This window comes from Sphingomonas sp. Root710, assembly GCF_001429065.1.
In the GTDB taxonomy this organism is placed as follows: Bacteria; Pseudomonadota; Alphaproteobacteria; order Sphingomonadales; family Sphingomonadaceae; genus Rhizorhabdus.
The window spans coordinates 177,544-203,398 of record NZ_LMIB01000001.1 but is presented as its reverse complement, the minus strand read 5'-3'; the positions used below and the strand labels follow the sequence as shown (position 1 = coordinate 203,398).

Genomic DNA, 25,855 nt, shown 5'->3' with positions numbered 1-25,855 from the left:
GATACGCCTTCTCCTCCTGAGATCCTGGCCTCCGCCGGGGCGACGCTGTTTTGAGTAAGGATCAGACTATGACCGAAGCCGCCATCAACGACACGCGCAAGGCCGAACTGCTCTCGACCGTCGTCGAGCATGTCGACATCAAGAGCTTCGACGCGCGCCCGATCATCGACGCGATGGGCAAGATGAGCTTCACCAGCCGCGATCTCGCCCGCGCGACGCGCATCTACAACGACATGCTGCAGGATCCCGATTGCACCATCTTCCTGGTGATCGCGGGGTCCACCTCGGCCGGCGGCTGCATGGACGCCTATGCCGAGCTGGTCCGCAGCGGCATGGTCGACGCGATCGTCGCCACCGGTGCCTCGATCGTCGACATGGATTTCTTCGAGGGCCTCGGCCACAAACATTATCAGGCGCTCGAAGTGCCCGATGACGACACGCTGCGCTCGCTGCTGATCGACCGCATCTACGACACCTATATCGATGAGGAGCAGCTTCAGGACTGCGACTTCACGATCAACAAGATCGCCAACTCGCTCGAGCCGCGCGCCTATTCGAGCCGCGCCTTCATCCGCGAGATGGGCAAATATCTCGTCGAGCACGGCAAGAAGGAGAACAGCCTCGTCAAGCTCGCCTATGAGCATGACGTGCCGATCTTCTGCCCGGCTTTCGTTGACAGCTCGGCGGGCTTCGGCCTCGTCAAGCATCAGGTCGACTGCATGAAGGCGGGCCGCCCCTATATGGTGCTCGACGCGATCGCCGACTTCCGCGAACTGACCGACATCAAGATCAAGGCCGGCACGAGCGGCCTGCTGATGATTGGCGGCGGTGTGCCGAAGAACTTCATCCAGGACACCGTCGTCTGCGCCGAGATCCTGGGCCATGACGATGTCGAGGTGCACAAATATGCGGTGCAGATCACCGTCGCCGACGTGCGCGACGGTGCCTGCTCCTCGTCGACCCTCCAGGAAGCGGCGAGCTGGGGCAAGGTCAACACCGGCATCGAGCAGATGGTGTTCGCCGAAGCCGGATCGGTGATCCCGCTGCTCGCATCGGACGCCTATCATCGCGGCCATTGGAAGGGCCGCGCGAAGCGCGCGTGGGGCAAGATCTTCGACTGATTTCCGGTTCAAGCCCTCCCCTATCGCTGCCGATGGGGAGGGCCATCCTCTCATTCCTTCGATGGCCTGCCGATCGGCCCTTCATGATCGTGGCTTTCGTGGGAAAGCCGCTGGATCAGTTCGAACAGCTGCGCCGTCTGGCCGCTCGCATTCACCGCATCCTGCTTGTGCAACACGGTCGAAATCTTGCGGTCCATGTAACTGGCATTGCCCCAATAGGCGAGGCCCCAGTCGGAGAAGCGATAGCCATCGATCGGCTTGCGCTCGATGATGGTTATCTGGTCGTGGCGGGGGTCCTGGATGATGCTTTCCATCACCTCCTCGACCGCCGTCTCCGGCCCTTCCAGAAGCTGTGCGAAATAAACCTCGGTGAACAACAATGCACCGCGCACGCCAAGCCGGCCGTTACGTTCGGTCGACGCAGTAACGATGCTCTCGATCTCATCCTGCTCGGAACCCGTGGGGATGAGGCTATGGCTGACATAGATGAGCGATATGAACATGGCTCGAATATGCCATGTTCCACCCAAGATAGCAGCCGATATGATGGTAAAACATCGTCACATTTCGGGCTTTTGTACATCCAAAGTATAACGTCTATGGGGTTTGGCCGGAGGTTGCGCCAAGATTTGACCGCCCCCTCTATAAGATCCAGACTTGACCTGTAATTTAGGAAAAATGACGGAATGCACACGCCGATCTTGAGCGCAGTCATCGCGCTGGTACTGTGGACCTTCGTGATGTGGTTCTGGCTCTACGCCACGCGAATACCGGCGATCGTCAAGGGCAAGATCAAGTTCGACCCTTATCGCCCGGTCAGCGAGTTCCTGGACAAGATTCCGCCCAGCGCCCGCTGGAAGGCCGACAACTATAATCATCTCCATGAACAGCCCACCGTCTTCTATGCGGTCGCGATCATGCTGGCTCTGCTGGGTGCGGGCGGCGGGCTGAACGCGACGCTCGCCTGGGTCTATGTCGGACTGCGCGTGATGCACAGCCTGGTGCAGGCGCTGGTCAACAAGGTGGAGGTCCGTTTCGCGGTGTTCGTCGCGGCCTCGATCGTGCTGATGATCCTCGCGGTCCGCGCCGCGCTGATCCTGTTCGGCGGGCCCAGCGCCTAGGTCTGATCCGTTCAAGCGGATCACGGTACAGCAAAGCTGAAACCTAAAAGCGATATCCCGCGGACAGGCGCAGGACAGGCTTCAGGCCTCGATCATCGTCGCGGCCGCGCGACGCCATCTCGACCGGCGTGACCAGCACGCCGTCGCGAGCGCCCGAGACATCCTTGCCGAGCAATCCCAAATCGCCGCCGAGCGACAGTCCATCGCCAACTTCTTCGGCATAGCCGAAGGATATCGTCGGCGCATATTGTCCGGTCGAGATGTCGGCGCGGTCGTTGCCGCTGCGCAGCAGGCGGCGATTGGCATCCTCGCGCATGCCCAGCGACAGGCGGAAGCCGTCACCGAACGGATGGATGTCGCCGGTCATCGCATAGGCGCGCGGCCGCGCCCGAGCGGGCATCGGCGCCGCGGCGGCATCGGCGACCGGATCAGGCCGGACGAAGGCGAAGCTCCGCCGGATCGTCAGCCAGCGGCTGGGATGATAGCTGACCTCCGCGCCGTCGAGCGTCCGCAGGTTGAGCGACAGCCGGGCATTCGTCCCCGGCGCAGCCTGTCCCCCGCCCGCCATCGCCAGACATGCCACAGCAAGGATCACACGGCCGACCGCCATCACGCACCACCTTGTCAAAGGGATGCGCCGTCGTAGCCGTGTGCCTATAAAATATGGTTAAGCGATCGTTACGGTAGCGTGTAGATCAGCGGGCGAACGCCGCCACCAGCTCGACATGGGTCGACCAGCGGAACTGGCCGACCGGCGTGATTCGGTCGAGGCGCCAGCCACCTTCGGCCAGCGTCCGGGCGTCACGCGCGAAGGTCGACGGATTGCAAGAGACATAGGCGATCCGACCGAGCTTCCTCGCCGCCGCCAGCGCCGCGACCTGCTCGCGGGCCCCTGCGCGCGGCGGATCGAGGACGACTGCGTCGAACCGGTCGAGCTCGGCCGCGTCGAGCGGACGGCGGAACAGATCGCGATGATCGACCGCCACAGTGCGCTGCGCCCGGTCCGCCGCCGCCTTCAGCGCGAGGACGGCGTCGCGCGCGCCCTCCGCCGCATAGACCCGACGGGTGCGCGACAGCGGCAGCGCAAAGGTGCCGAGACCGGAGAAAAGGTCCGCTACGATCGCAGCATCGCCGACGATCGACTCGACCGCCGCGACCAGGGCCGACTCTCCTTCCGCCGTAGCCTGCAGGAAGCCGGCGGGCGGGAAGCCCACCTGGACCCCGCCCAGCGTCACCGTCGCGGGCTCGGGCTCCCAATGCGGCTGCGGGCCATAGCCGTCGTCGATCGACAGCCGGGCGAGCTTATGCTGGACGGCGAAGTCGTTGAGCGCCTCGACCGCCGCCAGCCCCTCGACCTCGACCTTTTCGATCAACAGGTCGACGCCTTGGTCGACCAGCGTCATTTGTACCCCGGCGGCCCTGCGGTCGCGCAGCATCGGATGCAGCAGTTGACGCAACGGAGCGACCAGCGCGAACAGCACCGGGTGCAGGATCGCGCACATCTTCAGGTCGACGATATGGTGCGTCTGCGCCTCGTTGAAGCCGAGCAGCATCTTCTTGCCCTGCCGTTCCGCGCGCAGCGAGGCGCGGCGACGCGTCTCGGGTGCGGAGAGGATCGCAGGGGCGAGCGAAGGCGCATCGATCTTCTGCTGCGCCAGCGCGCCGACGATGCGCTGGCCGAGGAAGCCGGCGTAGCTGGCGTCGTCGATATGCTGCAGCTGGCAGCCCCCGCATTTCGGGAAATGACGGCACGGCGGATCCACATGATGCGGCCCATGGACCAGCGATCCGTCCACCGCGAGCAGATCGCCCGGCGCGGACAGCGGCGAATGGCGGCCGTCTTCGGTGATCCCTTCGCCACGCGCGGCGATGCGGACGATGGGAACGAGATCGGTCGTCACAGGCACTCCGCCAGGGCTTGCGGCACATGCGCGATCAGGTCATCGGCGATCAGCCCTGCCCCCGCCAGTTCAGCGGCGCGACGATGCAGCCAGACGCCGGCGCAGGCGGCCTCGAAGGGTTCCAGCCCGCGCGCCCGATTGGCGGCGACAAGTCCGGCCAGCACGTCGCCGGTGCCCGCACTGGCCAGCCAGCCGGGCGCGGGCGCGGATATCGCCGCGCGGCCATTAGGAGCCGCAATCACCGTATCGGCGCCCTTCAGGACGATCACCGCCCCCATTTCGGCGGCGGCAGCACGGGCGCGCTCGATCCGGCTGCCCGGCAGTTCGCCGAATAATGCGGCGAACTCCCCTTCATGGGGCGTCAGGACCGGCACGCCTGGCATAGGGCGCCGCGCCGACAGCAGCACCAGCGCATCGGCGTCGAGCACGAGAGGCTTATCGCTTTCAAGCGCGACATCGAGCAATGCGCGGGCGGCGCCATCGCGGCCCAGCCCGGGCCCCACCAGCACGGCGCCGACGCGCAGGTCGGCGAGTATCTCCGCAAGGCCGCCCTTGCGGCGCACGATCGAAGCTGGGCCACCCCGCCCCTCGCCCACAAGCGTCACATAGCCGGCGCCGCCGCGCTGCGCCGCCATCGCGGCGAGCAGGGCCGCGCCCGGCATCGCGCCTTCGGCAACGACGGCATGGCCGCGCGTATATTTGTGATCGGCCGGACCCGGCGCGGGAAGATGCGGCCGCGCGAGATCGGATAGCCGCGACTGCCCTGCTATGCCGATATCGGCGACGACCAGCCGGCCCATCAGCGCCGCGGCGGGTTGAAGCCGGTGGGCGGGCTTGAGCACCGCCAGCGCCACCGTAACGTCGAAACGCGCGTTAGCGCCGAGGAGCGCGCCATCATCGGTGCCGACGCCGCTCGGCAGGTCGACCGCGATACGCATCTGCGCGCCTGCCGCCAGCCTTTCTAGCTGCCCCGCGGTCGCCGGGTCGAGCGGCCGGACCAGACCGGTGCCGAACAGCGCATCGATCAGCAGCCGGGCGGGCTTCGCATCGGCGAGCGCTTCGACCGGCTCTCCCCAACGGTCCCGGTTGGCGCGCGCCGCATCGGTCCTTGGCTCGCCGCTCGCCGCTACGCGGACCTTGAAGCCATGATCGCGCAGCAGCCTGGCGATCACATAGCCGTCGCCGCCATTGTTGCCGGGCCCGCAGATCACCAGCGCCGGCACCCGCCCCGCGTAGCGCCACGCCACCTCCGCCACCGCCGCGCCCGCGCGCTCCATCGCCTGTTCGACGGTGACGCCGCTCGCGAACACCGCCTCCTCGGCGGCGCGCGTCTCGGCGGCGGTGAGGATGGAACGGCCCGTCACGGCGTGATCTTCGCGGGCAGGCGGTAGACGATGTCGCCTGCGGTCACCGCGATCCCGTTCGGTCCGGCGGGCTGGACCTTGACCTGCTCGGCCCCATCGGCGGGGGCCACGCCGCGCCCGTCATTGACGACCAGCAGCCGCCGGAACGCGCCATCCGGCGCGCGCACCGTCAGCACGGTGCCATCGGGCGTCACCATCCGGTCGACGGTGCACAGCATCTTGTAATCGCTCGATCCTGGCAGCAGGCAGGCGATCGGTTCGCTGCCCTCGACCTGATCGTCGCCACTGGCATTGCAGGCGCTGAGAACCGCGATCATGGCCAATCCGCCCGTCCATGAGAGCCGCTGAACGCTACCGGTCATAAGGCCCTCCTTCAGGCAGAGGCCTCTAGGCGGAGGGCCGTGACGAGGCAAGGGGCGTACCGAATCATGCTTCCGGATCGAGGGTCGATGCGATCTCGATCATGGCGGACAGGGTGGGCAGATTGTCGGTCCGTCGCCAGGCCAGCCCGGTTTCGAGCTCGGGGGTTTCCCCCGCGATCGGAATATAGCGAACGCCGGTCCTAGCGAGATTGCGCAGCGACGCCGGCACCAGCGCCATGCCGAGTCCCGCGGAGACCAGGCTGATGATCGTCTGCATCTGGATCGCTTCCTGACGAATGAACGGCTGATGCCCGCGCGCGCGGTAGAAACCCAGGACGAGATCGTGGAAGTCCGGCGCGACGCGGGCCGGGAAGATGATCAGCGGATGCGCCATCCACCCATCGCCCTGCAGGTGGCCGTCGACCACATCGAGGCGGCCATCCTCAACCCAGGCTTCGGGCACGGCGGCCACCACGGGCTCCTTCAGCAGCGGACGATAGTCCAGGACCGGCGGCAGGCTCGATCGTGTGGAAATGAGGATACCGGCGTTGATCCGTCCCTCGCTCAGCGCCCCTAGCTGGATGTCGCTCGTCGCTTCGACAAGTTCGAGCTCCACTTCGGGAAACGCCGCCGAATAGCGCTCGACCAGCCGCGGAAGAAGGCTGTAATCCGCCGTGCTGACGAAGGCGAGCGACAGCCGCCCCGCCATCCCGGTGCGCAGCCGCAGCGCGACATCGGTGAGCGCGGCGACCCCTTCGACCGCGGGCCGGACATGGTCGAGCCATTGCCGGCCGAAGGTGGTGAGCGCGACGCTGCGCTTGGAGCGCAGGAACAACGCCGCGCCGAGCATCTTCTCCAGGCTGATGATCGACTGGCTGAGCGGCGGCTGGGTCATGCCCAGCTGCTCCGCCGCCCGTCCGAAATGCAGTGTGTCAGCCACTGCGAGAAAATGGCGAAGCTGGCGCAGCTCGATCATCATTGATATCCAATACGACCTAATCTGGTTTCAATAATATATTTCCCAACTTTCCGCGAGAGGCGTAAGCCCCACCGGCAATAAATCCGGATATCGAGGATCGCCCGCATGCCGCATTACCGCTCCCGCACCAGCACCCATGGCCGCAACATGGCGGGCGCCCGCGGCCTGTGGCGCGCGACAGGCATGACCGACGAGGATTTCGGCAAGCCGATCATCGCGGTCGCCAACAGCTTTACCCAGTTCGTGCCGGGCCATGTCCATCTGAAGGATCTCGGCCAGCTCGTCGCGCGGGAGATCGAGGCGGCGGGCGGCGTCGCCAAGGAGTTCAACACGATCGCGGTCGATGACGGCATCGCCATGGGCCATGGCGGCATGCTCTATTCGCTGCCCAGCCGCGACCTGATCGCCGACAGCGTCGAATATATGGTCAATGCGCATTGCGCGGACGCGATCGTCTGCATCTCGAACTGCGACAAGATCACGCCAGGCATGCTGATGGCGGCGATGCGGCTGAACATCCCCGTGATCTTCGTATCGGGCGGGCCGATGGAAGCCGGCAAGGCCGACATCCGCGGCGAGACGCTCGCGCTCGACCTGGTCGATGCGATGGTCGTCGCGGCTGACGACACATATAGCGACGAAGAGGTCAAGGTCATCGAGCGGTCGGCCTGCCCGACCTGCGGCAGCTGCTCCGGCATGTTCACCGCCAACAGCATGAACTGTCTGACGGAGGCGCTGGGCCTGTCGCTGCCGGGCAACGGATCGGTCCTCGCCACCCATGCCGACCGCGAAAAGCTGTTTCGCGAGGCAGGCCGCACCATCGTCGATCTGTGCAAACGCTGGTATGAACAGGACGACGCGCGCGCCCTGCCCCGCACCATCGCCAGCTTCGCCGCCTTCGAAAATGCGATGAGCCTCGACATCGCGATGGGCGGATCGACCAACACGGTGCTGCACCTGCTCGCCGCCGCCTATGAGGGCGAGGTGCAGTTCACCATGGCGGACATCGACCGGCTCTCGCGCCGCGTGCCCTGCCTCTGCAAGGTCGCGCCGGCCAAGCAGGACGTCCATATGGAGGATATCCATCGGGCCGGCGGCATCATGGCGATCCTCGGCCAGCTCGACAAAGCCGGATTGATCGACACCTCGCTCCCCACTGTGCATTCGACGACACTTGCCGAGGCGCTCGACCGATGGGACATCAGCCGTACCCGGAGCGAGAGCGTGCGCGAATTCTACAAGGCGGCGCCCGGCGGCGTGCGCACGACAGTGGCGTTCAGCACCAGCAACCGCTGGAAGGAGCTCGACCTCGATCGCGATACGGGCGTGATCCGCAGCGCGGAGAACCCCTTCTCCAAGGACGGCGGGCTCGCCGTGCTGTTCGGTAACATCGCCCCCGAAGGCTGCATCGTGAAGACTGCGGGGGTAGATGATTCGATCCTGACCTTCCACGGCACCGCACGCGTCTATGAGAGCCAGGACGCCGCCGTGGCAGGCATCCTCGGCAATGAGGTGAAGGAAGGCGACGTCGTCGTCATCCGCTACGAAGGTCCCAAGGGCGGTCCGGGCATGCAGGAGATGCTCTATCCGACGAGCTATCTGAAATCGAAGGGCCTCGGCAAAGCCTGCGCGCTGATCACCGACGGCCGCTTCTCGGGCGGAACCTCGGGCCTGTCGATCGGCCATGTCTCGCCCGAGGCGGCGGAGGGCGGGCTGATCGCCTTGGTCAACACCGGCGATCCGATCGTCATCGACATCCCAAACCGGTTGATCCGCCTCGACATAGACGATGCCGAGATCGCCGCCCGCCATGCCGAGATGGTCGCGCGTGGCACGAAGGCGTGGAAGCCTTTCGGCCGCAAGCGCGACGTGTCGCCCGCGCTGCGCGCCTATGCCGCGCTCACCACCAACGCCGCGCGCGGCGCGGTGCGCGATGTGGGCCAGGTCGAGAAGGACTGATCGCGATGACCGGCAGGAGAGAGGCGCAATGACCATCTCCGCCGGGCTTATCGACGGCTTCGAGCGGCGCAGGCTGCCGGGTGCGGGCGTGGAGATCGACCTGCTGGTCGGCGGCTCGGGCCCGCCGCTCCTGCTGCTCCACGGCTATCCGCAGACGCGGATGATGTGGAAGGCGGTCGCGCCGCTGCTCGCCGGCCGCTTCACGCTGGTGATGCCTGACCTGCGCGGCTATGGGCGGTCGGACAAACCTGCAGACGACCCCAATCACGACAATTATTCCAAGCGCGTCATGGCGACGGACCAGATCGCCGTCATGGCGGCGCTGGGGTTCAGCAGCTTCTTCGTCGCCGGCCATGATCGCGGCGGAAGGGTCGCCTACCGGCTGGCGCTCGATCATCCGCAGACGGTAAAACGCCTCGCCTTGCTCGACATCCTGCCGACCGGCGACATGTGGGCCAATGCCGATGCGGCGTCGGCGATGACCTATTATCACTGGTATCTGCTTGCCCAGCCCGCGCCCATTCCCGAACGGCTGATCGGCGCGGACCCACGATATTATTGCACGACGATGCTGCAACGGCTGGCGGGCGCGGGGTTCGCCTTCGATCCCGAATGCATCGAGGATTATCTGAGCTGCTTCGCCGATCCTGCGAGCCTCCACGCGACTTGCGAGGATTATCGTGCCGGCTGGGGCCCCGATCGCCGCCATGACGAGGCCGATCGCGGCATCCGGACGATCGCCGTGCCGACCCTGTTGCTGTGGAGTGCGATCAACAGCATCACCCGTTCGGGCCCGCTCGACGCCTGGCGGCGATGGGCGCCCGACCTGCGCGGCCATGGCCTCGATTGCGGGCATTTCATAGGCGACGAGGACCCGGCGGGCGTGGCCCGGGCCCTGACCGATTTCTTCGATGAGCGGCCGCTTTGAATCGGGGCATGGCTCTCCCCTGCCGCGGTTGAGTGGCCTCCCCTCACCCGTTATACGAAAAGACGCCTTTTCTTTGGCTCGCCTCGGCATCCGATCGACGTGATCGGATAACCTATGACCACTGCCGCTTACAGCTTCCGCGCGGCGGCTGCTCGCTTCAATGGCGGCACTACGCGCTGCCTTGATCCACATCAGCGCGCGCGTCGCGCGTCTTCGGCTATCAGGGTGCGGCACTAGATTGTTTCGGCCTGGAACCGAAAAGCCGGAAAGGCGTTACGCCATTTTTTGGGGCGATCCCTGAACAGGTGATCATACAGCTTTTTTTGGGGATTTCATGGCCGCAGGCATCGACAAAGCCCTGACCGGGATTGAGGGTTTCGACGATATAACGATGGGCGGATTGCCACGCGGCAGGCCCACATTGGTGTGCGGTTCGGCCGGTTGCGGCAAGACGCTGTTCGCATCGACCTTCCTCGTCAACGGCGCGCGCGCGGACGAGCCGGGCGTCTTCGTCACGTTCGAGGAACGCCCCAAGGACATCGTCGACAACGTCGCTTCGCTGGGTTTTGATTTCGAGAGCCTGGTTGAGCAAGGCAAGCTCCATATCGAACATATCGCGATCGATCCGTCCGAGCTGGCCGAAGTCGGCGATTATGATCTTGAAGCCCTCTTCCTCCGCCTCGAGCTGGCGGTCGATGAAATAGGGGCCAAACGGATCGTACTCGACACGATCGAGAGCTTGTTCTCAGCCTTCCAAAATCCTGCCATCCTGCGCGCCGAAATCCGGCGGCTGTTCGACTGGCTGAAGGAAAAGAATCTCACCGCTGTCATCACCGGCGAACGCGGCGACGGCTCGCTTACCCGCCAAGGGCTCGAGGAATATGTTTCCGATTGCGTGATCCTGCTCGATCATCGCGTCCATAACCAGGTATCGACGCGCCGGCTGCGGATCGTGAAGTACCGCGGCACGGCGCACGGGACCAACGAATATCCGTTTCTGATCGGCACCGATGGTTTCAGCGTGCTGCCGATCAGTTCGCTCGGTCTTGGCCACAAGGTCTTCAACGAGCGTATCTCGAGCGGAATCCCCGACCTCGATTCCATGCTGTCCGGTGGCGGCTTCCATCGCGGCAGTTCGATCCTGCTTTCGGGCGTGGCCGGGTCAGGCAAGAGTTCGATCGCGATGTGCTTTGCCGAGGCGGCATGCCGACGCAATGAACGGGCGCTCTATTTCTCGTTCGAGGAGGCAGCCGAGCAGACGATCCGTAACATGCGCTCGATCGGTCTCGACGTCGCGCCATGGATCGATAACGGCCTGCTCAAATGCGTTGCCGCCCGCCCGACCTTCTACAGCCTCGAAATGCACCTCGCGATCATGCTGCATGAGATTGCGCGGTTCAAACCGGACTTGGTGGTGCTCGATCCGCTTTCGGCCTTCCTGGAGAGCGGGGAGTCGCTCGAAGTTCAGGCGATGCTGCTGCGGATTGTCGATTATCTGAAGTCTAACGGCATCACCGGCATCTTCACGCATCTTACCCACGACCAGACGATTGCACGGACCGATGCCGGCCTGTCATCGCTGATGGATGCCTGGCTCCTCCTGCTCAACCGTGAGGTCAACGGGGAATTCAATCGTGAACTCTATCTGCTGAAGGCACGCGGCACCTCGCATTCCAATCAGGTCCGCGAGTTCGTCATGAGCGACGAGGGTATCAGGCTCGTCGAGCCCTATCTGGGCGAAAACGGCGCCCTGACCGGATCCGCTCGCCGCTTCGAGGAGGCCCGGGCGCGGCGGGCCGAGATCGACCGGCGCATGAAGGTAGCGACGCTCCAGGAGAGGGTCGAACAGCGACGGCGCAAGGCGGAGGCCGACATCGCGGCCTTGCAGGCCGAAATCGCTGCCGATGAAGCCGAAATGAAGCGGCTTGCCCAGGCCGAGGAAGATTATCGCACCCAGGCCGCCTCCGATCTTGCGGACATGGCCGTCGGCCGCCACGCATGAAGCTACACCTTGCCCAGGAAAGAAGTGACGATATGACCAGCCCCGGCGTGAAACCGACCGAGCTCACGCTCTATGTGGCAGGACAGACCCCCAAGTCCGTCGCGGCGATCCGCAACCTGGAGAAAATCTGCGCGGAGCATCTCGACGAGAGTTACATCGTCAAGGTCGTGGACCTGAAGGAAAACCCGAAACTTGCGCGAGAACATAATATCGTAGCGATACCGACCCTGGTGCGCCAGCTGCCTGTACCCATCCAGAAGATCATCGGCGATCTTTCCGACATCGAAAAGGTTCTCGTCCATCTGCAATTGGCCGAGGCAAGATGACCGAGCTTCTCGATGATCTACCTCCTGATGAGCTGAAGCGCCGCCTGTTCGAAGCGGAAGAAACCCTGCGTGCGATCCGCGATGGCGAGGCGGACGCCGTCGTCGTACGCGCAGCCGAAGACGATGCCATATTCGCACTGGCCGGCGGCGACGACAGTTATCGCGCCATCATGGAGGCCATGGACACCGGCGCGATAGCGCTCGATGCCCAGGAAGGTCTGCTCTACGCGAACGCAGCCTTTTGTGCGCTGGTCGGCTGCGCCGCGGCGGACCTCGAGCAGTCCGGGTTGTTCGCCTATCTCGACGCTGTGTCCGCGAAGGTGGTGCGCGATACGATCGCCCAGGCGGAAAGCGGCCGGCACCAGACACAGTTCGTCCAGACGCACAAGGGCCGGACCCGGCATCTCGTGGTCACTGCAGCCCCCCTTCCCCTCGCCTTTGGAACAGGTTCGGCACTCACCTTCACCGACGTGACGGCGCGGATCGAGGCGCAGGCAGCGGAGGAGTCGGCGCGGATCGGCCGCGCGGTGATGGCATCCGCCAACGAGGCCGTGATCGTATGTGATCGCGAAGGCCGGGTCATCAACGCCAATGCGGCCGTAAGCACCATTGCCGATGCCGATCCGGTCGGCCGGATGTTCGAAGACGCTTTCCCGCTGGATTTTCCGATCGGGTCAGGCGTCATGCATCCGGACGAACTGATCGCCATCGCCAATGACGGCAACGCGATCAAGGGCCTGGAAGCATCCGCGTCCTTCACCCGGCCGCCAAAGGATCTGCTGGTCAGCGTCGCGCCGCTGCGGCTTGCCGGGGAGGCGATCGGCGGCAGCGTCATCACGCTGATCGATCTGACGGAACGGAAGACTATCGAGAAGCGGCAATCGCTGCTGATGCGCGAACTCGACCATCGCGTGAAGAACACCCTGACGATGGTGCTGTCGATTGGGAGCCGCACGATCGCCGGCGCTTCCGATCTGTCCGACTTCCGGCACAAGTTCACCAGCCGCATCCAGGCGCTGGCGGCGACGCACAACCTGCTTGCCGATGCGGCCTGGACCGGGCTCGGCCTGGCAGCACTGATTCAAACAGAACTGGCGCCCTATGTGTCAAGCGCGGGGCCGAAGCTGGTCATGCGCGGGATGGATCATTCGGTTTCCCCCGATGTCGGAATCGCATTCGGTCTCGTCATTCACGAGCTTGCGACCAACGCCGTCAAATATGGCGCGCTGTCGCAGGAGAGCGGTATCATAACGGTCACCGGCCGGCAGCTGGACAGCAAGTTGTTCGAGGTCGTCTGGACCGAAAGCGGCGGACCGGCGGTCGTGCAACCGACCAAGCAAGGCTTCGGCCAGACACTGATCGCGCGGAGCCTGAAACGCGGTGAAGGAACCGGCGCAACTGTGAATTTTGCACCCGGTGGCCTCATCTGCCGGCTGGTATTCCCGATCGAGGCCTGATCGTGATCTGCGTTGAATTACCGCTGGATCGCGATCGGCGGGAACGTCGCTGCAACAAGCGAGTTCTGTCTCGTTCGGAGGCGGGCGCCGGATTCATCTCGCTCCTTCGGAGTGACGGATGAGCGATCGCGATAATGGGAAGATGATCGACGACATTGCGCATGAGCAGGGCTCGGGCGATCCCTTTTTCGCGGCCGTACGCGCGACGCGCATGCCGATGGTCATCACTGACCCGAGGCAGCCGGACAATCCCATCGTCTTCTGCAACAGAGCCTTTCAAACGCTGAGCGGCTATACGCGGGACGAAATCCTCGGCCGGAACTGCCGTTTCCTGCAGGGTCCGGAGACCGATCGCGCGACCGTCCGCGAGATACATGATGCCGTCGAGGCCGGGCGCGACTGCGCGGTGGACCTGCTCAATTACCGCAAGGATGGCTCGACTTTCTGGAACGCTCTTTATCTCAGCCCGGTGCGCGGTGCGACGGGCGAGATACAGTTCTTCTTTGCATCTCAGCTGGACGTCACCGACCGGATCGAAGCGCACAGGACGGTGGCCGCGCAAAAGGCCGAGGTGGAACGCGAGGTGGTCCGCCGCACCGCTGCGCTTCAGGCTGCGCTGGAAGAAAAGACGATGCTGCTGAACGAGGTCGATCATCGGGTGAAGAATAACCTCACCATGGTCGGATCACTACTGCGCCTTCAAACACGGCAAAATCGTGATCCTTCGGCGGAGAAGCCGCTGAACACCATGCTGCAACGCATTGATGCGCTGGCAAGCGTGAATCGCGGCCTTTATCAAGGCGCCGACGTGAAGCATTTCGACGTCGGGGCATTTGCCCGCCGGCTGGCCGACGATCTCGTGGAAGCCAGCGGCCAGCCCGACGCGGACGTGACGTTGAACCTGCAGCCGGTCACGATCCCCGCCGAACATGCAGCCGCCTTTGGGCTGATCATGAACGAGCTGCTGGCCAACGCGCTCGACCATGGCGGTACGGCGGATGCGCCGCTCAAGATCGTGATCTCCATCCTGCGGGATGACGATCACGGCGAACTGGTCGTGTCCGACAACGGACCTGGCTTCGACGCAAACTCTTCCGCGGAAAACGGTATGGGAATCATGCTGGTCCGCCGGCTGGCGAAGCAGTTTGGCGGCGACGTCTTCTGGGATTCCGACGCAAAAGGAGGAAAAGTGACGATGAGCTTCCCGTTGGAGTTGGCATGATGGGAACCGGCGCACCTCTCGCCGTGCTGATCGTCGAAGACGAGGCGCTTCTGGCCATGGACATCGCGGCCACGATTGAAGATTGCGGCCATGAGGTCGTCGGCGAAGCGGCTTCGCTGTCGGACGTCGACGCCATGCAAGACATTCGCCCGGACCTCGCGCTGATAGACCTCCATCTCGCCCATGGAAGCAGCGGAATCGACGTCGCCCGGCTGGTGCGAACGCGCTGGCCTTCCAGCCTCGTCGTCTTTGTGACCGCCAATCCCCGGAAGATTCCGGAGGACTTTGCCGGCGGGCATGGCGTCATTCCCAAGCCCTTTTCCCGCGATGGCCTGATAGCAGCGCTGCGTTATATCGAAGAGGCCCGCGACGACCGGCAACCTTTGTCCCCGCCGAACAGCTTCACGCCATCGCCCCAATTGTCCATTCGGTCATCGGCCTTCTCCGCCCGCTGATCATCGCACCTTGCGTGCATAAGGATAACCGGCGGGAACCAGCCCCTCGCCCCCGCGTCTGTCTGCCATGACGCACATCGTTTCTCTCGCGCTGATCGACCTTGCCGACAGCCGGATAGTCGGGCTGCTGGTCCGGTCGGTTCTCGTCACTCTCCTCATCTTCTTACTGCTCGGCATCGCGATCGGCTGGGCGTTGGCGGGGAGCGATCCCTGCGCCATGCTCGGCGACATGGAGTGTGCGCTCGACGCCACGGCGTCGGGGATAAGCGCGGTGGTGCTGACCCTGCTCGGGCTGTGGTTCCTGTTTCCGGCGGTCGCACTGGGCGTGATGTGCGCCTATGTCGATCGCATCGCCGCGATCATCGAAGCGCGGCACTATCCAATGGATGCGGCGCGGGCGCGCAAGACGGGGATCGGCGGCGCGGCGCTTCTGGGGCTGCGCTCGGCGGGGCGGGTGCTGCTCTATAATCTGGTAGCGCTGCCGTTCTATATCCTGCTGCTGGTGACGGGCATCGGTCCGCTGATCCTGTTCGTTCTGGTCAACGGCGCCACCTTCGGCCGTGATCTGGGAGAAATGGTCGCCGGGCGGCACGCAGACCGGGCCGGGCGTCGCATCTGGCTGCGGGAAAGCCGGGCGTCGAGGATGCTGATTGGATCGTCCGTGACTGCGCTGTTCCTGGTCCCTTTCGCCAATCTGATCGCGCCGGTGCTAGGGGTGGCAATGACGACACATCTCTATATGCGGACGCGCCGCGCTGAACCTCCGCCGCTATGATGCGTTCTGAAAATATCGGTCCGTTGCGTAGGAGGTTCCGGTGAGTGCTGAGAGTGTCTGTCGGTCGCTGCGGCGCAGGTCGTTGCTGATCAGCCTGCGGGCGACGCGAACCGCCTTCGCGCGGAGTGGCGACTTCGCCCGCGCCTCGAAGGTCGAACTCGGTATTCAGATGCTGCTCGACCAGCAGGTCAGTGACCGCATGCTTGACCTGCTCGACGAAAGCGCCGCCGTCGCCGCGCGCGATGCGGCCGACCTGGCCAACATCCCGCGCGGCTGAAACCCACCCCTCAGAACATAGGCCCGGCGGGGGCGAGATCGAGCAGCGCGCGGCCATGCGCTTCATGGTTGGCGTCGGGCTCGTAGAGCGCATGGGTGACGACGACGCTGCAATCGCGCTGATAGCGCTGGATCGGCACGTCGAGCGCATGCGCGCTGGCCCCCGATCCATCCATCGCCAGTACGATGGCATCGCGGCAAAGATGCACGCCTTCGCTGATCTGCGCACGCACACGGCGGCGCCAGACACTGTCGAACTGATTGCCGGCCTCCACCTCGCGCTGCATCGTGCGACATCCGTCGCGCACCAACAGTTCGGCGGTGCGCGCCAGCATGTCGGCGCGGCCAAGGCGGATCTGCACCGCCTGCGTGTCCATCGCCTTCGTCTGGGTACCCATGAGGATTCGGGTCCTGCTCTTGTCGCGATAATAATCGACCGCCGCCCGCGCCGCGCCGAGCGCGGGAATGGCACAGGCAACCGCGGTGAACGGCACCATCGCGCCGCGGTACATGATATTCTCTTGCGACAGCGCGCCGGGCCCGTCGCAATTGATGAAATGCCGCGACGGCAATACCCGATGCTCGGGCACGAAGATGTCGTTGACGACGAAATCATTGCTGCCGGTGCCGCACATGCCCGACATATGCCAGGTGTCCAGGACGGTGCAGTCCTCGATCGGAAAAGCAACGAAGGCCATGTCGGGCATGCCGTTCATCGGCGTCCCGTCCTCGATCACGACCTGCGCCATCACCCAGTCGGAGTTCATGATTCCCGAACCCCATTTCCAGTGGCCCGAGACGCGCAGGCCGCCGGGGGCTTTGCGCGCCTTGCCCGGCGGGCTCGCGGTGCCCGGGGCGATCATATAGGGCAGCTTGGCATAGACCTCGTCCTGCGCTTCCTTTGGGAATTGTGAGAAGATGTAATTATGCTCGACGCAGAAGGTGGCGGCCCAGCCGGTCGAGGCACAGGCCTCCGCCACCGGCATCATGATGTCGACCATATCCTCGAAACCGAACTCCAGCCCGCCGTAGCGCTTGGGCACGAAGTGATAGAAAATTCCCGCACGGGCCAGCGCCGACCAGACATCAGGCAGCGGACGGCGGGCCAGCTCGGTCTCGCGCGCTTTGGCGGCGATCATCGGCTTCAGCGCCAGCGTCCGTTCGCGCAGGATCGCAGGGGTGAGCGCGGCTACTTCCTCACGCGGAAGATAATCTTCCGGCTTCGGCAGATCGACCTGGGCGACCGGGGGTTCGAGCGAGGCGAGGCCAAGGTCGGCCATGAAATCCTTCTCCCTGAATAGCATCAGATCGGCGGCGTGCGTGCGACTCCGCCGTTGCTCGGATAATTACCAAACTGATTAGTATTGTAAATAGCCGAAGCCGATCAGCCTCGGAGTTCGAGGTCGGCATTTTTGCCTGCAAAAGGATCAGGCCGGCTGGCTTTTGCCGAAAAGCCGCATGAACAGCCGTACCCCGCGATGCGCATGCCGTTCGACTTCATCCGCGCTGACCTCACGCAACCCGGCCTCGGCTTCGAAGATGAAAAAGCCGCCCCACAGGCCGATCAGCGCGTCGGTGGCATCTGAGATGTCGGGTGCGTCGATATGGCCTTCGTCATACGCCCTGGTCAGCACGGCGGACAATATCCGGTGTATGCGCCGCGCCGCCGCGTCGAACATCCGGTCGCGCAGATGCGGATGCCGGTCGGCAAGTTCCGCCACCAGACGGCGAAAGCCCAGGCCTTCCGCCGTCACCTGGTTGGTGATGAGCTGCCGGCCGATATCGGCAAGGGTCTCCTCGAAGCTCATCCCCGCATGTTGGGCGAGCCAGTCGTCGGCCAGCAGGCGGCGCGACTCCTCACGGACCGCGGCCTCGATGATCGCGTCCTTATCCTTGAAATAGAGATAGAGCGTGGTCTTAGCGACCTTCGCCTCGGCGGCGAGCTGGTCCACCGTCACCCCCGCCGCACCATTGGCGAGCAGCAGCCGATGCGCGGCAACGATCAGCGACGCCTGTTTGTCGGGGTTGCGCGGACGCCCCCTGCCCCGCTTTATTATGTCCTGCGTCGCGCTCACATGCATCCGATAGCATGATCCGCGATGATGCTAAGCCTAAAGCGCGTCGGCCACCGCGCGGATCACCGGGGCCAGCTTGTCCGCCCAGGCCGAGACCCCCGCATCGTCGCCGATCAGGTCCTGTCGCACCTCCAGCCCCAGATAGGGGATCGCGTTGCCCTCGGCATGGCGGTTCATCGTCGCGTTGAGGACCTTGCCCGAATAGGGTTCGTTGTCGCCGGTGATCACACCCGCCGCGCACAACGCCGCGATGCCGGGCCGGGCGGCGCGGTCGTCCTGGTTGTAAAGCACGCCGACCTGCCAGGGGCGGGATTCCTCGGGCCGGGTCGAGAGGCGCGGCGTGAAGCTGTGCAGCGAGATGATCAGGCGTGGGCGGTCAGCAGCGATGCGCGTGGCGATGCCGTCATGATAGGGCCGCCAGTGCTGCGCGATCCGCGCGCGCCGCCCTTCGGCATCGAGCAGCCTGTTGCCGGGAATCGCGAAACCGTCGCTCTCCAGCGGGATCAGCCCGGGAGCATCCTCCTCGCGGTTGAGGTCGATCACCAGCCGCGAGACCGGCCCATATATACCGTCCATGCCCAGCCGGTCGCAGAGCAGCCGACCCAGGGGGGCGACGCCGATGTCGATCGCCATATGCTGGTTGAGCAGCGCGGGATCGATATCGAGGTCGATGTCGGCCGGCACATGGTTGGAGGCATGATCCGCGATCAGCAGGATATCGCTCATCGCGCGAACACCGGCCGCCGCCGCGCCCGGAAGGCCGCGACGCCCTCCAGGAAATCATGCCCGCCGAAAGCGTCCTCGAACAGTTCGTCCGCCGCCGGATCGCCCGCCAGGATGCGCTTGAGCCCCGCGACGCTCGACCGGCTGTTCGCGGCGATCGTCTCGGCCAGTTCCAGCGAAGCCTGTTCCGCTGAGGCCGCACGCTCCTCGACCAGCCGGATGGCCAGAGCCTGATCGGCGTCGACGGTCATGCCGGTGGCGAGCAGCCGCGCCGCCTGCCCGGGACCGACCAGCGCCTTCAGCCGGGCTACGTCGCCCGCGGGATAGACGATCCCGACCTTGGCCGGGGTGATACCGAAGCTGGCCTTGGGCCCCGCGATCCGGATGTCGCAGGCGAGCGCCAGCGCGACCCCAGCACCATAGCACCCGCCCTCGATCGCCGCGATCGTCGCGATCGGCAGACTGGCCAGCGCATCGAAGGCCGCCGCCATCTCGGTGCGGAAGCGCGTCCGCATAGCCGGGTCCGCGCCGAGCGCCTCGAGATCGCCGATATCCGCGCCCGAGCAGAAGATGTTCGGGGCCATGGAGCGCACGATCAGCACCCGCGCGTCCGATGCCGCCACCTTCGCGATCGCCTCGCGCAGCAGCGGCCAGTGCTGGATCGCAATGGCGTTGCGCGCCTGGGGCCGGTCGAGGCTGATCCGCGCGGTACGGTCGATCGAATCGATGATGAACATCGGGCCCTGTTGCCGTCCCCGTCCGAAAATGTCACCACATCTGACAGACAGAACGGGACATTGGATGTCGTCACAGCTTTCGCGCCGTCAGTTCGCCCTCCTACTCGGCAGCGCTGCCATCGCTCCCGCTCTTTCAGCAGCGCCTCCGTCCAAGCGTCCCGGCCCCTGCCCCATCGTCACCCCGATCGACGCCATCACCGACAGGCTGCTCGATCATACGCCCGAAATCGGCGTCTATGGCGGGGTATCGCGGGCGGCCGGTGGCGGCCCGCTGGCGCGGCGGATGGACGATTATTCGCCGCAGGGCGAAGAGGCGTGGCGTACCGCGCTGGGCGAGGCCGGCATCGCGATCGAGCAGATCGAATGCCGCGGGGATCCGTTGAGCACGCTGCGCCTGAAAATCGCGGCCAAGGTGATCGAAAATGGTACGCGATCGGCAGCGATCGGCTATGGCCGCCCCAATCCCTTCTGGTTCTCCGGGCATGAGCCCTATGTGATCAATCAGATTTCGGGCCCGGCGATCGGCACGCCCAATGTGATGATGGCGCAGCAGCCGGTGTCGACACCGACCGAAGTCGACGCCTGGATCGAGAAGCTCGACGGCTTCGCGAACGGTTTCGACGGGGTGATCGAAAAGAGCCGGTCCGACGAGGCGCTGGGATGCATGCCGCCGCGCGCCCTGCTGGAAAAAACGTTGCCGGTGATCGAGAATTTCCTGGCTGGTCCGCCCGCCAGCCATCCGCTGATCGTCTCACTGCGTGATCGTATGGCCCAGGCCGGGCTGGACGGCCGCACACGCGCCGCCGCCGAGCAGCGCGCTATCACGGCACTCGAGAAGCGCGCCCGCCCGGCCTATGCCAAGCTGCGCGCCCGGGTGCGCGACATGCTGCCGGAAGGGCGCGACGAGGCCGGCATATGGGCGCAGCGCGACGGCGGGGAACTCTACGCCGCCAATGTCCGCTCGGTCGGCGACAGCCCGCTGCCCCCCGAGGAGATCCACCGCATCGGCCTCGAACAGGTTCGGCTGGTCAAGTCGCGCATCGAAGTGCGGCTGGCGCAGCTCGGCTATCGCAGGGGCGGGCTGCGCCAGCGGCTCGACGCGTTGTCGGCGGACCCGAAGCAGCATTTCCCTGATACACCCGCCGGGCGCGAGCAGGTGCTCGCCTATCTGCGCTCGCTGGTCGCGGGCATGGAGGCGCGCCAGCACAGCTTCCTGCTCAGGGCGATGATCCCCAACCAGCATCTCGAAATCCGCGCGGTGCCGGAGGCGACCCAGGATTCGGCCCCGGGCGGCTATTATGACGGCCCGTCGCTCGATGGCTCGCGGCCGGGCATCTACTGGATCAACCTGCGCGACATGCACGGCATCCAGCGTTTTGCGATGCCGACTCTCAGCTATCATGAAGGCGTGCCCGGCCACCACACCCAGGGCGCCACCCTGCTCGCCCTCCCCCAGGCGCCGCTGATGCTGCGCATCGCCAGCTTCAACGCCTATCAGGAAGGCTGGGGCCTCTATGCCGAGCGGCTCGCCTCCGAGCTTGGCCTGTACGCCCATGATCCCGCCGGCGATGTCGGACGGCTGGCCGACGATCTGTTCCGCTGCGTCCGGCTGGTGGTCGACACCGGCATGCACCAGCTCAAATGGACCCGCGAGCAGGCGATCAGCTATATGCAGGCGAACACCGGATCGCCGATGAGCGAGATCGTCGCCGAGATCGAACGCTATATGGCCTGGCCGGGACAGGCGCTCGGCTACAAGCTCGGCCAGCTCCGCCTTCTGGCCTTGCGCGACAAATATCGCGCGCGGATGGGCAAGCGCTACGACCTCAAGCAGTTCCACGCGCTGGTGCTGGGCAATGGCGCGATGCCGATGGACCTGCTCGAAAGCGTGGTGTTGCCGCCTAATCAGAAAACCCGCTCATCCTGAGGAAGGGCGGGTTTTGGTGCTTAATCGAACTCGTAGGCGCGTTCACCATGGCTCGACAGGTCGAGGCCGTCATGCTCGGCCTCGCCGTCGACGCGCATCGGCACCAGCAGCCCGGCGAGCTTCGCAAGACCATAGCTGGCTACCGCCGACCAGAGCATGATCAGCACCACGCCCATCGCCTGAGCGCCGAGCTGGCCTAGGATCGTACGGCCTTCCGCAAGCCCGACACCGCCGAAAGCACTGCTCGCCAGCGGCGCGAGCAGCAGCGAGCCGACGATGCCGCCGACGCCGTGCACCGCGAACACGTCGAGCGAGTCGTCGACCCGCCAGCGCTGCTTGATCGACAGCACCGCCGCGAAGCAGACGCCCGCGCCAAAAAGGCCGCAGACCACCCCGCCGAGCGGTGAGATATAGCCCGCCGCCGGGGTCACCGTCGCCAGCCCGGCGATCGCGCCGGTGACCAGGCCGACCGAGGTCGCCTTGCCGATCTTGATCCGTTCGAGCAGCGCCCAGCCGAGCGCGGCGGTCGAGGCGGCGAGATGGGTCGCGAGCAGCGCCCCGCCTGCCGCGGCATTGGCGGCGAGCGCCGATCCGCCGTTGAAGCCGAACCAGCCGACCCACAGCATGCCCGCGCCGATCATCGTCATCGCCGGGCTGTGCGGCGGGATCATCGTTTGCGGGAAGCCGCGCCGCTTGCCGATCATCATCGCGATGACCAGCGCCGAAATGCCTGCCGTCGTGTGGACGACGATGCCACCCGCAAAATCGAGCACCCCGCGCGCCGCCATCCAGCCGCCGCCCCAGATCCAGTGTGCCGCCGGGATGTAGACGACTAGCAGCCAGCCCGCGGTGAACAGCATCAGCCAGCCGAAGCGGACGCGTTCGGGGAAGGCGCCGATGATCAGCGCGGGGGTGATGATCGCGAACATCATCTGATAGAGCGCGAAGACATTCTCGGGGATGCTGAGCCCCGCGCGCGCCGCCGCGAGCCCACTCAGCCCCGCCATCGACAGATCGCCGATCCACGGCGTGCCCGTGGCGAAGGCCAGGCTGTAGCCGCCCGCCACCCAGAGCAGCGAGACCAGCGCCGCAATCGCGAAGCACTGCATCAACACCGACAGGAAATTCTTGGCGCGGACGAGACCGCCATAGAAGAGCGCCAGCCCCGGCAGGGTCATGAACAGGACGAGAGCGGAGGCAATGATGATAAAGGCGGTGTCGCCGCTGTCGGTCGGCGCGGCGTTCGTCTGCGCGCCGGCAACCCCTGCCTGCAGCATCAATGCACCGCCCATCGCCGCCCGCGACGTGCGCGTCATGCCCATCACCCTCTCCCCCATTATATATCCGGCGGCGTCTTTGCCGGTTGCAGGATTTGCACGCAAGATCGTTCTGCTTTCTCGAACGAACTGTTTCCACCGATGGGATGGCCGGAGCTGCGCGCCGCCGCTAAGCAGCTTGTGATAGCAACGCCATCGCCACGGAGCAGATATGACCGACCGGAGCACCGATACCCAGCTCGACCGCCTCTTCCTCGACCGCTGGTCGCCACGCGCCTTCGACGGATCGGCGCTGAGCGAAACCGAACTGCACACCCTGTTCGACGCCGCGCGATGGGCCCCCTCAGCATTCAACGTTCAGCCATGGCGGCTGCTCTATGCGGTGCCGGGCGACGCCAATTGGGAGCGTTTCCTGGGCCTGCTGGTCCCGTTCAACCAGGGATGGGCGAAGGATGCTTCGCTGCTGGTTTTCTTCGTGTCCGCGATGACGGCCCATGACAAGCCGTCGCACAGCCACAGCTTTGATACCGGCGCGGCGTGGATGTCGCTGGCATTGCAGGCGCAGCTCATGGGGTTGCACGCGCACGGCATGACCGGCGTCGACTTCGACGCTGCGCGTGCCGAGCTCGGCGTGCCTGAAGATTTCCGCGTCGAGGCCGCCGCCGTCGTGGGCCGCAAGGCCGACGCATCGATCCTGCCCGAAGGGTTGCGCGCGAAGGAGGCACCGAGCAGCCGCAAGCCGATCGAAGAGATCGCCTTCGCAGGCAATTTCGTGAACTAAGCCGGAAAATCCTCCCTATGTGCGGCATGCGGAGGATTGAAAATTAGGCCGGATCGACATTCAGTTCAGACCGAGCCGAAAATGGTAGTTTTCTGCGATCCGGCGCACAGCGTACTCAAATGTACGTGAGCACCGGATGCGCGGGAAACTGCTATTTGCAGGCCGGTATGGGCTGAATGTCGATCCGCCCTAGAAGGTCACGACCACCGAAGGGGCGCTCTTCTTCGCCGGTCCGTGGAACACCGCTTCGATATTGTTGCCGTCGGGGTCGAGCACGAAGGCACCGTAATAACCCGGATGATAGGCGCGCTCGCCGGGCGCGCCATTATCAGTGCCGCCCGCCGCCAGCGCCGCTTTGTAGAAGGCGTCGACGATTGCGCGGTCCCGCGCCTGGAAGGCGAGATGGTGGCGGCCGGTGAGCCTGCCCTGGGCGGCTTCGCTGTCGGCGGTCGATATGAACAGCTCGTCTGCCCAGATATAGTCATCCGCCCGGCCGCCGACCGGTATGCCCAGCACCCCTAACACCGCCTCGTAGAAGGTCCGGCTGGCCGGAAAATCCTTCACGACCAGATGGATGTGATCGATCAGCCTTCCACGGTGCAGTTCCTGCGTCTCCATCGTGGCACCTCACTCGCTATCGATCGTCGATGTCTCGCCTTCAACCGCCGAAGTCCGATTTGGGTTCACGTCCTTGGCGCGCGCACCGTCATCGTCGCCATCGCCGCCGCCAGCATCAGCCCGCCCGCGAGCAGCAGCACGTTGCGCGGATCGCCGCCCAGCAGCGGGCGATAGACCAGCCACATCGTCACGCTTTCCAGCAGCATGGGAATGACGATGAACATGTTGAAGATGCCCATATAGATGCCGGTCCGCGCGGGCGGGATGGCGTCGGCGAGCATCACATAGGGATTGCCCATCATGCTCGCCCAACCGAGGCCGATGCCGGCCATCGGTACGAACAGCGCCGCCTCGCTCTCGAACCCAGGCAGGCTGAGCATCGCCAGACCGGAAAGCGCGAGACAGGCGGCGTGGACCGGCTTCGCACCCAAAGCGCGGGCGGCCGGCACCATCGCGAACGCCGCGATAAAGGCGATGAAATTATAGAAGGCGCCGAGCTGGCCGCTGACCAGCACCGCCTCGCGGAACCCCGGGCTGGCCGGGTCCGACGTGCCGTAAAGCAACCGGGCCAGCGCCAGTGCTATATATTGCCAGTAGGCGAACATCGCATACCATTGGAACAGCATCGCAAGCGCGAGCTGCCGCATCGCCGGCGGCATCTCGGCGATCGCATCGATCAGGTCGCGAAGCGTCTGGCGCGCCGACAATGGGGCCGCCCTGATCGCCGCGCGCTCGGCCTTGGGCAGGGGACGTTCGGGCACGCGCCACACCGACCAGAGGATCGTAACCAGTGAGATCATGCCGCCGGCGATGAAGGCGATCCGGGTGATCGCCGGAACGCCGTTCGCGTCGACCGCATCGCTGCTTATTCCCCACCAGACGAGCAGCGACGGCGCGAGATAGGACAAGGTCTGGGCCAGTCCGGTGAAGGCCGACTGGCTGAGGAAGCCCAGGGGACGCTGCCGCGCGTCGAGCCGGTCGCCGACATAGGCGCGATAGGGCTCCATCGTCACATTGTTCGCGGCGTCGAGCACCCAGAGCAGGCTGGCGGCGGCCCACAGCGAAGGGCTGTACGGCATCGCGAACAGACACAGGCTGCACAGCAGTGCGCCGATCAGGAAATAGGGGGTGCGGCGGCCGAGCCGCGTGACGGTCCGGTCGCTCATCGCGCCGATGACCGGCTGGACGATCAGGCCGGTCACCGGCCCGGCCAGCCACAGCAGCGGCATCGTGGCTTCGTCCGCCCCGAGATAACGGTAGATCGGTCCCATATTGCTCTGCTGGAGGCCGAAGCTGAACTGGAGGCCCAGAAAACCCAGATTCATCTGCAGGATTTGCGGGACGGAGAGTTGCGGCTTGAACTGGGTCGCGGTCACATGGCCCCCCGGAGCCCCGCGCGGGCTGTGGGATGGTCCTAACACATGTCGTAAATGGTTGAAAATCCGCGTTACTCGAATGCCCGGTCGCGC

26 protein-coding genes are annotated in these 25,855 nt (G+C 65.2%); 13 read left to right on the top strand and 13 right to left on the bottom strand.

Translation table 11 applies throughout. The annotated features are described in order from the left end of the window. The first annotated feature begins 68 nt into the window (after window positions 1-68). Complete coding sequence (locus ASE00_RS00970; protein WP_056377013.1) at window positions 69-1,121, top strand: 1,9-bis(guanidino)-5-aza-nonane synthase; 1,053 nt, start codon at window positions 69-71, stop codon at window positions 1,119-1,121. 50 nt (window positions 1,122-1,171) lie between these two features. Here ASE00_RS00970 and ASE00_RS00965 read toward each other — a convergent pair whose 3' ends face one another. Beyond that, the gene (locus ASE00_RS00965; protein ID WP_056377010.1) at window positions 1,172-1,624 is read right to left on the bottom strand and encodes a BLUF domain-containing protein; all 453 of its coding nucleotides are present in this window, start codon (window positions 1,622-1,624) and stop codon (window positions 1,172-1,174) included. 183 nt (window positions 1,625-1,807) lie between these two features. Between ASE00_RS00965 and ASE00_RS00960 the strand changes: the two genes are divergently transcribed. Then, complete coding sequence (locus ASE00_RS00960) at window positions 1,808-2,242, top strand: MAPEG family protein (RefSeq protein ID WP_056377009.1); 435 nt, start codon at window positions 1,808-1,810, stop codon at window positions 2,240-2,242. A gap of 43 nt (window positions 2,243-2,285) precedes the next feature. On the opposite strand, the gene ASE00_RS00955 is transcribed toward ASE00_RS00960, so the two are convergent. The 5 genes from ASE00_RS00955 to ASE00_RS00935 all read right to left on the bottom strand — a co-directional run bounded on the left by ASE00_RS00955 (window position 2,286) and on the right by ASE00_RS00935 (window position 6,842). Next, window positions 2,286-2,852, bottom strand: a complete 567-nt coding sequence (locus ASE00_RS00955) for a hypothetical protein (protein ID WP_056377007.1) — start codon at window positions 2,850-2,852, stop codon at window positions 2,286-2,288. 85 nt (window positions 2,853-2,937) lie between these two features. After that, window positions 2,938-4,143: a class I SAM-dependent RNA methyltransferase gene (locus ASE00_RS00950; protein ID WP_056377005.1), complete on the bottom strand. Its 1,206-nt coding sequence runs from the start codon at window positions 4,141-4,143 to the stop codon at window positions 2,938-2,940. Continuing rightward, window positions 4,140-5,507 carry a bifunctional ADP-dependent NAD(P)H-hydrate dehydratase/NAD(P)H-hydrate epimerase gene (locus ASE00_RS00945; RefSeq protein ID WP_056377003.1) on the bottom strand — a complete coding sequence of 456 codons (1,368 nt, stop codon included), beginning with the start codon at window positions 5,505-5,507 and terminating at the stop codon, window positions 4,140-4,142. The genes ASE00_RS00950 and ASE00_RS00945 overlap by 4 nt, the downstream gene beginning before the upstream one ends. Then, on the bottom strand, window positions 5,504-5,869 hold the full coding sequence (locus ASE00_RS00940) for a hypothetical protein (protein WP_056377001.1): 366 nt from the start codon (window positions 5,867-5,869) through the stop codon (window positions 5,504-5,506). The genes ASE00_RS00945 and ASE00_RS00940 overlap by 4 nt, the downstream gene beginning before the upstream one ends. A gap of 64 nt (window positions 5,870-5,933) precedes the next feature. Beyond that, on the bottom strand, window positions 5,934-6,842 hold the full coding sequence (locus ASE00_RS00935) for a LysR family transcriptional regulator (RefSeq protein ID WP_056379159.1): 909 nt from the start codon (window positions 6,840-6,842) through the stop codon (window positions 5,934-5,936). Window positions 6,843-6,953: 111 nt separating this feature from the next. Between ASE00_RS00935 and ilvD the strand changes: the two genes are divergently transcribed. The 9 genes from ilvD to ASE00_RS00890 all read left to right on the top strand — a co-directional run bounded on the left by ilvD (window position 6,954) and on the right by ASE00_RS00890 (window position 16,249). Further along, window positions 6,954-8,807 (top strand): dihydroxy-acid dehydratase, encoded by a 1,854-nt coding sequence (ilvD, locus tag ASE00_RS00930; RefSeq protein WP_056376999.1) that lies wholly within the window; start codon window positions 6,954-6,956, stop codon window positions 8,805-8,807. A gap of 28 nt (window positions 8,808-8,835) precedes the next feature. Then, the gene (locus ASE00_RS00925) at window positions 8,836-9,735 is read left to right on the top strand and encodes an alpha/beta fold hydrolase (RefSeq protein ID WP_056376997.1); all 900 of its coding nucleotides are present in this window, start codon (window positions 8,836-8,838) and stop codon (window positions 9,733-9,735) included. Window positions 9,736-10,069: 334 nt separating this feature from the next. Next, window positions 10,070-11,737, top strand: coding sequence for a circadian clock protein KaiC (kaiC, locus tag ASE00_RS00920; protein ID WP_056376995.1), 1,668 nt, complete (start codon window positions 10,070-10,072; stop codon window positions 11,735-11,737). A 32-nt stretch (window positions 11,738-11,769) separates the two neighbouring features. Beyond that, entirely contained in the window at window positions 11,770-12,063 is a 294-nt protein-coding gene (locus tag ASE00_RS00915) for a circadian clock KaiB family protein (protein ID WP_056376994.1), read from the top strand. Next, window positions 12,060-13,520, top strand: coding sequence for a sensor histidine kinase (locus ASE00_RS00910; protein ID WP_056376992.1), 1,461 nt, complete (start codon window positions 12,060-12,062; stop codon window positions 13,518-13,520). Before ASE00_RS00915 ends, ASE00_RS00910 begins: the two co-directional genes overlap by 4 nt. 142 nt (window positions 13,521-13,662) lie before the next feature. Next, a complete protein-coding gene (locus ASE00_RS00905) occupies window positions 13,663-14,742 on the top strand; it encodes a PAS domain-containing protein (RefSeq protein ID WP_235538488.1) in 1,080 nt (359 codons plus the stop codon). Then, window positions 14,739-15,197 carry a response regulator gene (locus ASE00_RS00900; RefSeq protein ID WP_056376988.1) on the top strand — a complete coding sequence of 153 codons (459 nt, stop codon included), beginning with the start codon at window positions 14,739-14,741 and terminating at the stop codon, window positions 15,195-15,197. Before ASE00_RS00905 ends, ASE00_RS00900 begins: the two co-directional genes overlap by 4 nt. Window positions 15,198-15,264: 67 nt before the next feature. Continuing rightward, window positions 15,265-15,972, top strand: a complete 708-nt coding sequence (locus ASE00_RS00895) for an EI24 domain-containing protein (RefSeq protein WP_056376986.1) — start codon at window positions 15,265-15,267, stop codon at window positions 15,970-15,972. Window positions 15,973-16,012: 40 nt separating this feature from the next. Continuing rightward, window positions 16,013-16,249 carry a hypothetical protein gene (locus tag ASE00_RS00890; RefSeq protein WP_156405221.1) on the top strand — a complete coding sequence of 79 codons (237 nt, stop codon included), beginning with the start codon at window positions 16,013-16,015 and terminating at the stop codon, window positions 16,247-16,249. 10 nt (window positions 16,250-16,259) lie between these two features. Here the strand turns inward: ASE00_RS00890 and ASE00_RS00885 are convergent, their stop codons facing one another. The 4 genes from ASE00_RS00885 to ASE00_RS00870 form a co-directional block, all read right to left on the bottom strand. Next, complete coding sequence (locus ASE00_RS00885) at window positions 16,260-17,528, bottom strand: acyl-CoA dehydrogenase family protein (RefSeq protein ID WP_162256382.1); 1,269 nt, start codon at window positions 17,526-17,528, stop codon at window positions 16,260-16,262. 147 nt (window positions 17,529-17,675) lie between these two features. Beyond that, a complete protein-coding gene (locus ASE00_RS00880) occupies window positions 17,676-18,323 on the bottom strand; it encodes a TetR/AcrR family transcriptional regulator (RefSeq protein ID WP_162256381.1) in 648 nt (215 codons plus the stop codon). Window positions 18,324-18,359: 36 nt separating this feature from the next. Further along, window positions 18,360-19,049, bottom strand: a complete 690-nt coding sequence (locus tag ASE00_RS00875) for an N-formylglutamate amidohydrolase (RefSeq protein ID WP_056376978.1) — start codon at window positions 19,047-19,049, stop codon at window positions 18,360-18,362. Beyond that, window positions 19,046-19,783 (bottom strand): enoyl-CoA hydratase/isomerase family protein, encoded by a 738-nt coding sequence (locus tag ASE00_RS00870; RefSeq protein ID WP_056376976.1) that lies wholly within the window; start codon window positions 19,781-19,783, stop codon window positions 19,046-19,048. Before ASE00_RS00870 ends, ASE00_RS00875 begins: the two co-directional genes overlap by 4 nt. A 64-nt stretch (window positions 19,784-19,847) precedes the next feature. Between ASE00_RS00870 and ASE00_RS00865 the strand changes: the two genes are divergently transcribed. Beyond that, entirely contained in the window at window positions 19,848-21,710 is a 1,863-nt protein-coding gene (locus tag ASE00_RS00865; protein ID WP_235538487.1) for a DUF885 domain-containing protein, read from the top strand. A gap of 20 nt (window positions 21,711-21,730) precedes the next feature. On the opposite strand, the gene ASE00_RS00860 is transcribed toward ASE00_RS00865, so the two are convergent. Further along, a complete protein-coding gene (locus ASE00_RS00860; protein WP_235538486.1) occupies window positions 21,731-23,032 on the bottom strand; it encodes an ammonium transporter in 1,302 nt (433 codons plus the stop codon). Between the two features lie 166 nt (window positions 23,033-23,198). On the opposite strand from ASE00_RS00860, the gene ASE00_RS00855 reads away from it, so the two are divergent. After that, window positions 23,199-23,768 carry a nitroreductase family protein gene (locus tag ASE00_RS00855; protein ID WP_056376972.1) on the top strand — a complete coding sequence of 190 codons (570 nt, stop codon included), beginning with the start codon at window positions 23,199-23,201 and terminating at the stop codon, window positions 23,766-23,768. 189 nt (window positions 23,769-23,957) lie between these two features. Here the strand turns inward: ASE00_RS00855 and ASE00_RS00850 are convergent, their stop codons facing one another. Together ASE00_RS00850 and ASE00_RS00845 are read right to left on the bottom strand one after the other, a co-directional pair. After that, window positions 23,958-24,386, bottom strand: coding sequence for a VOC family protein (locus tag ASE00_RS00850; RefSeq protein ID WP_056376970.1), 429 nt, complete (start codon window positions 24,384-24,386; stop codon window positions 23,958-23,960). A 65-nt stretch (window positions 24,387-24,451) separates the two neighbouring features. Further along, entirely contained in the window at window positions 24,452-25,711 is a 1,260-nt protein-coding gene (locus tag ASE00_RS00845) for an MFS transporter (RefSeq protein WP_056379155.1), read from the bottom strand. Window positions 25,712-25,855: the final 144 nt, after the last annotated feature.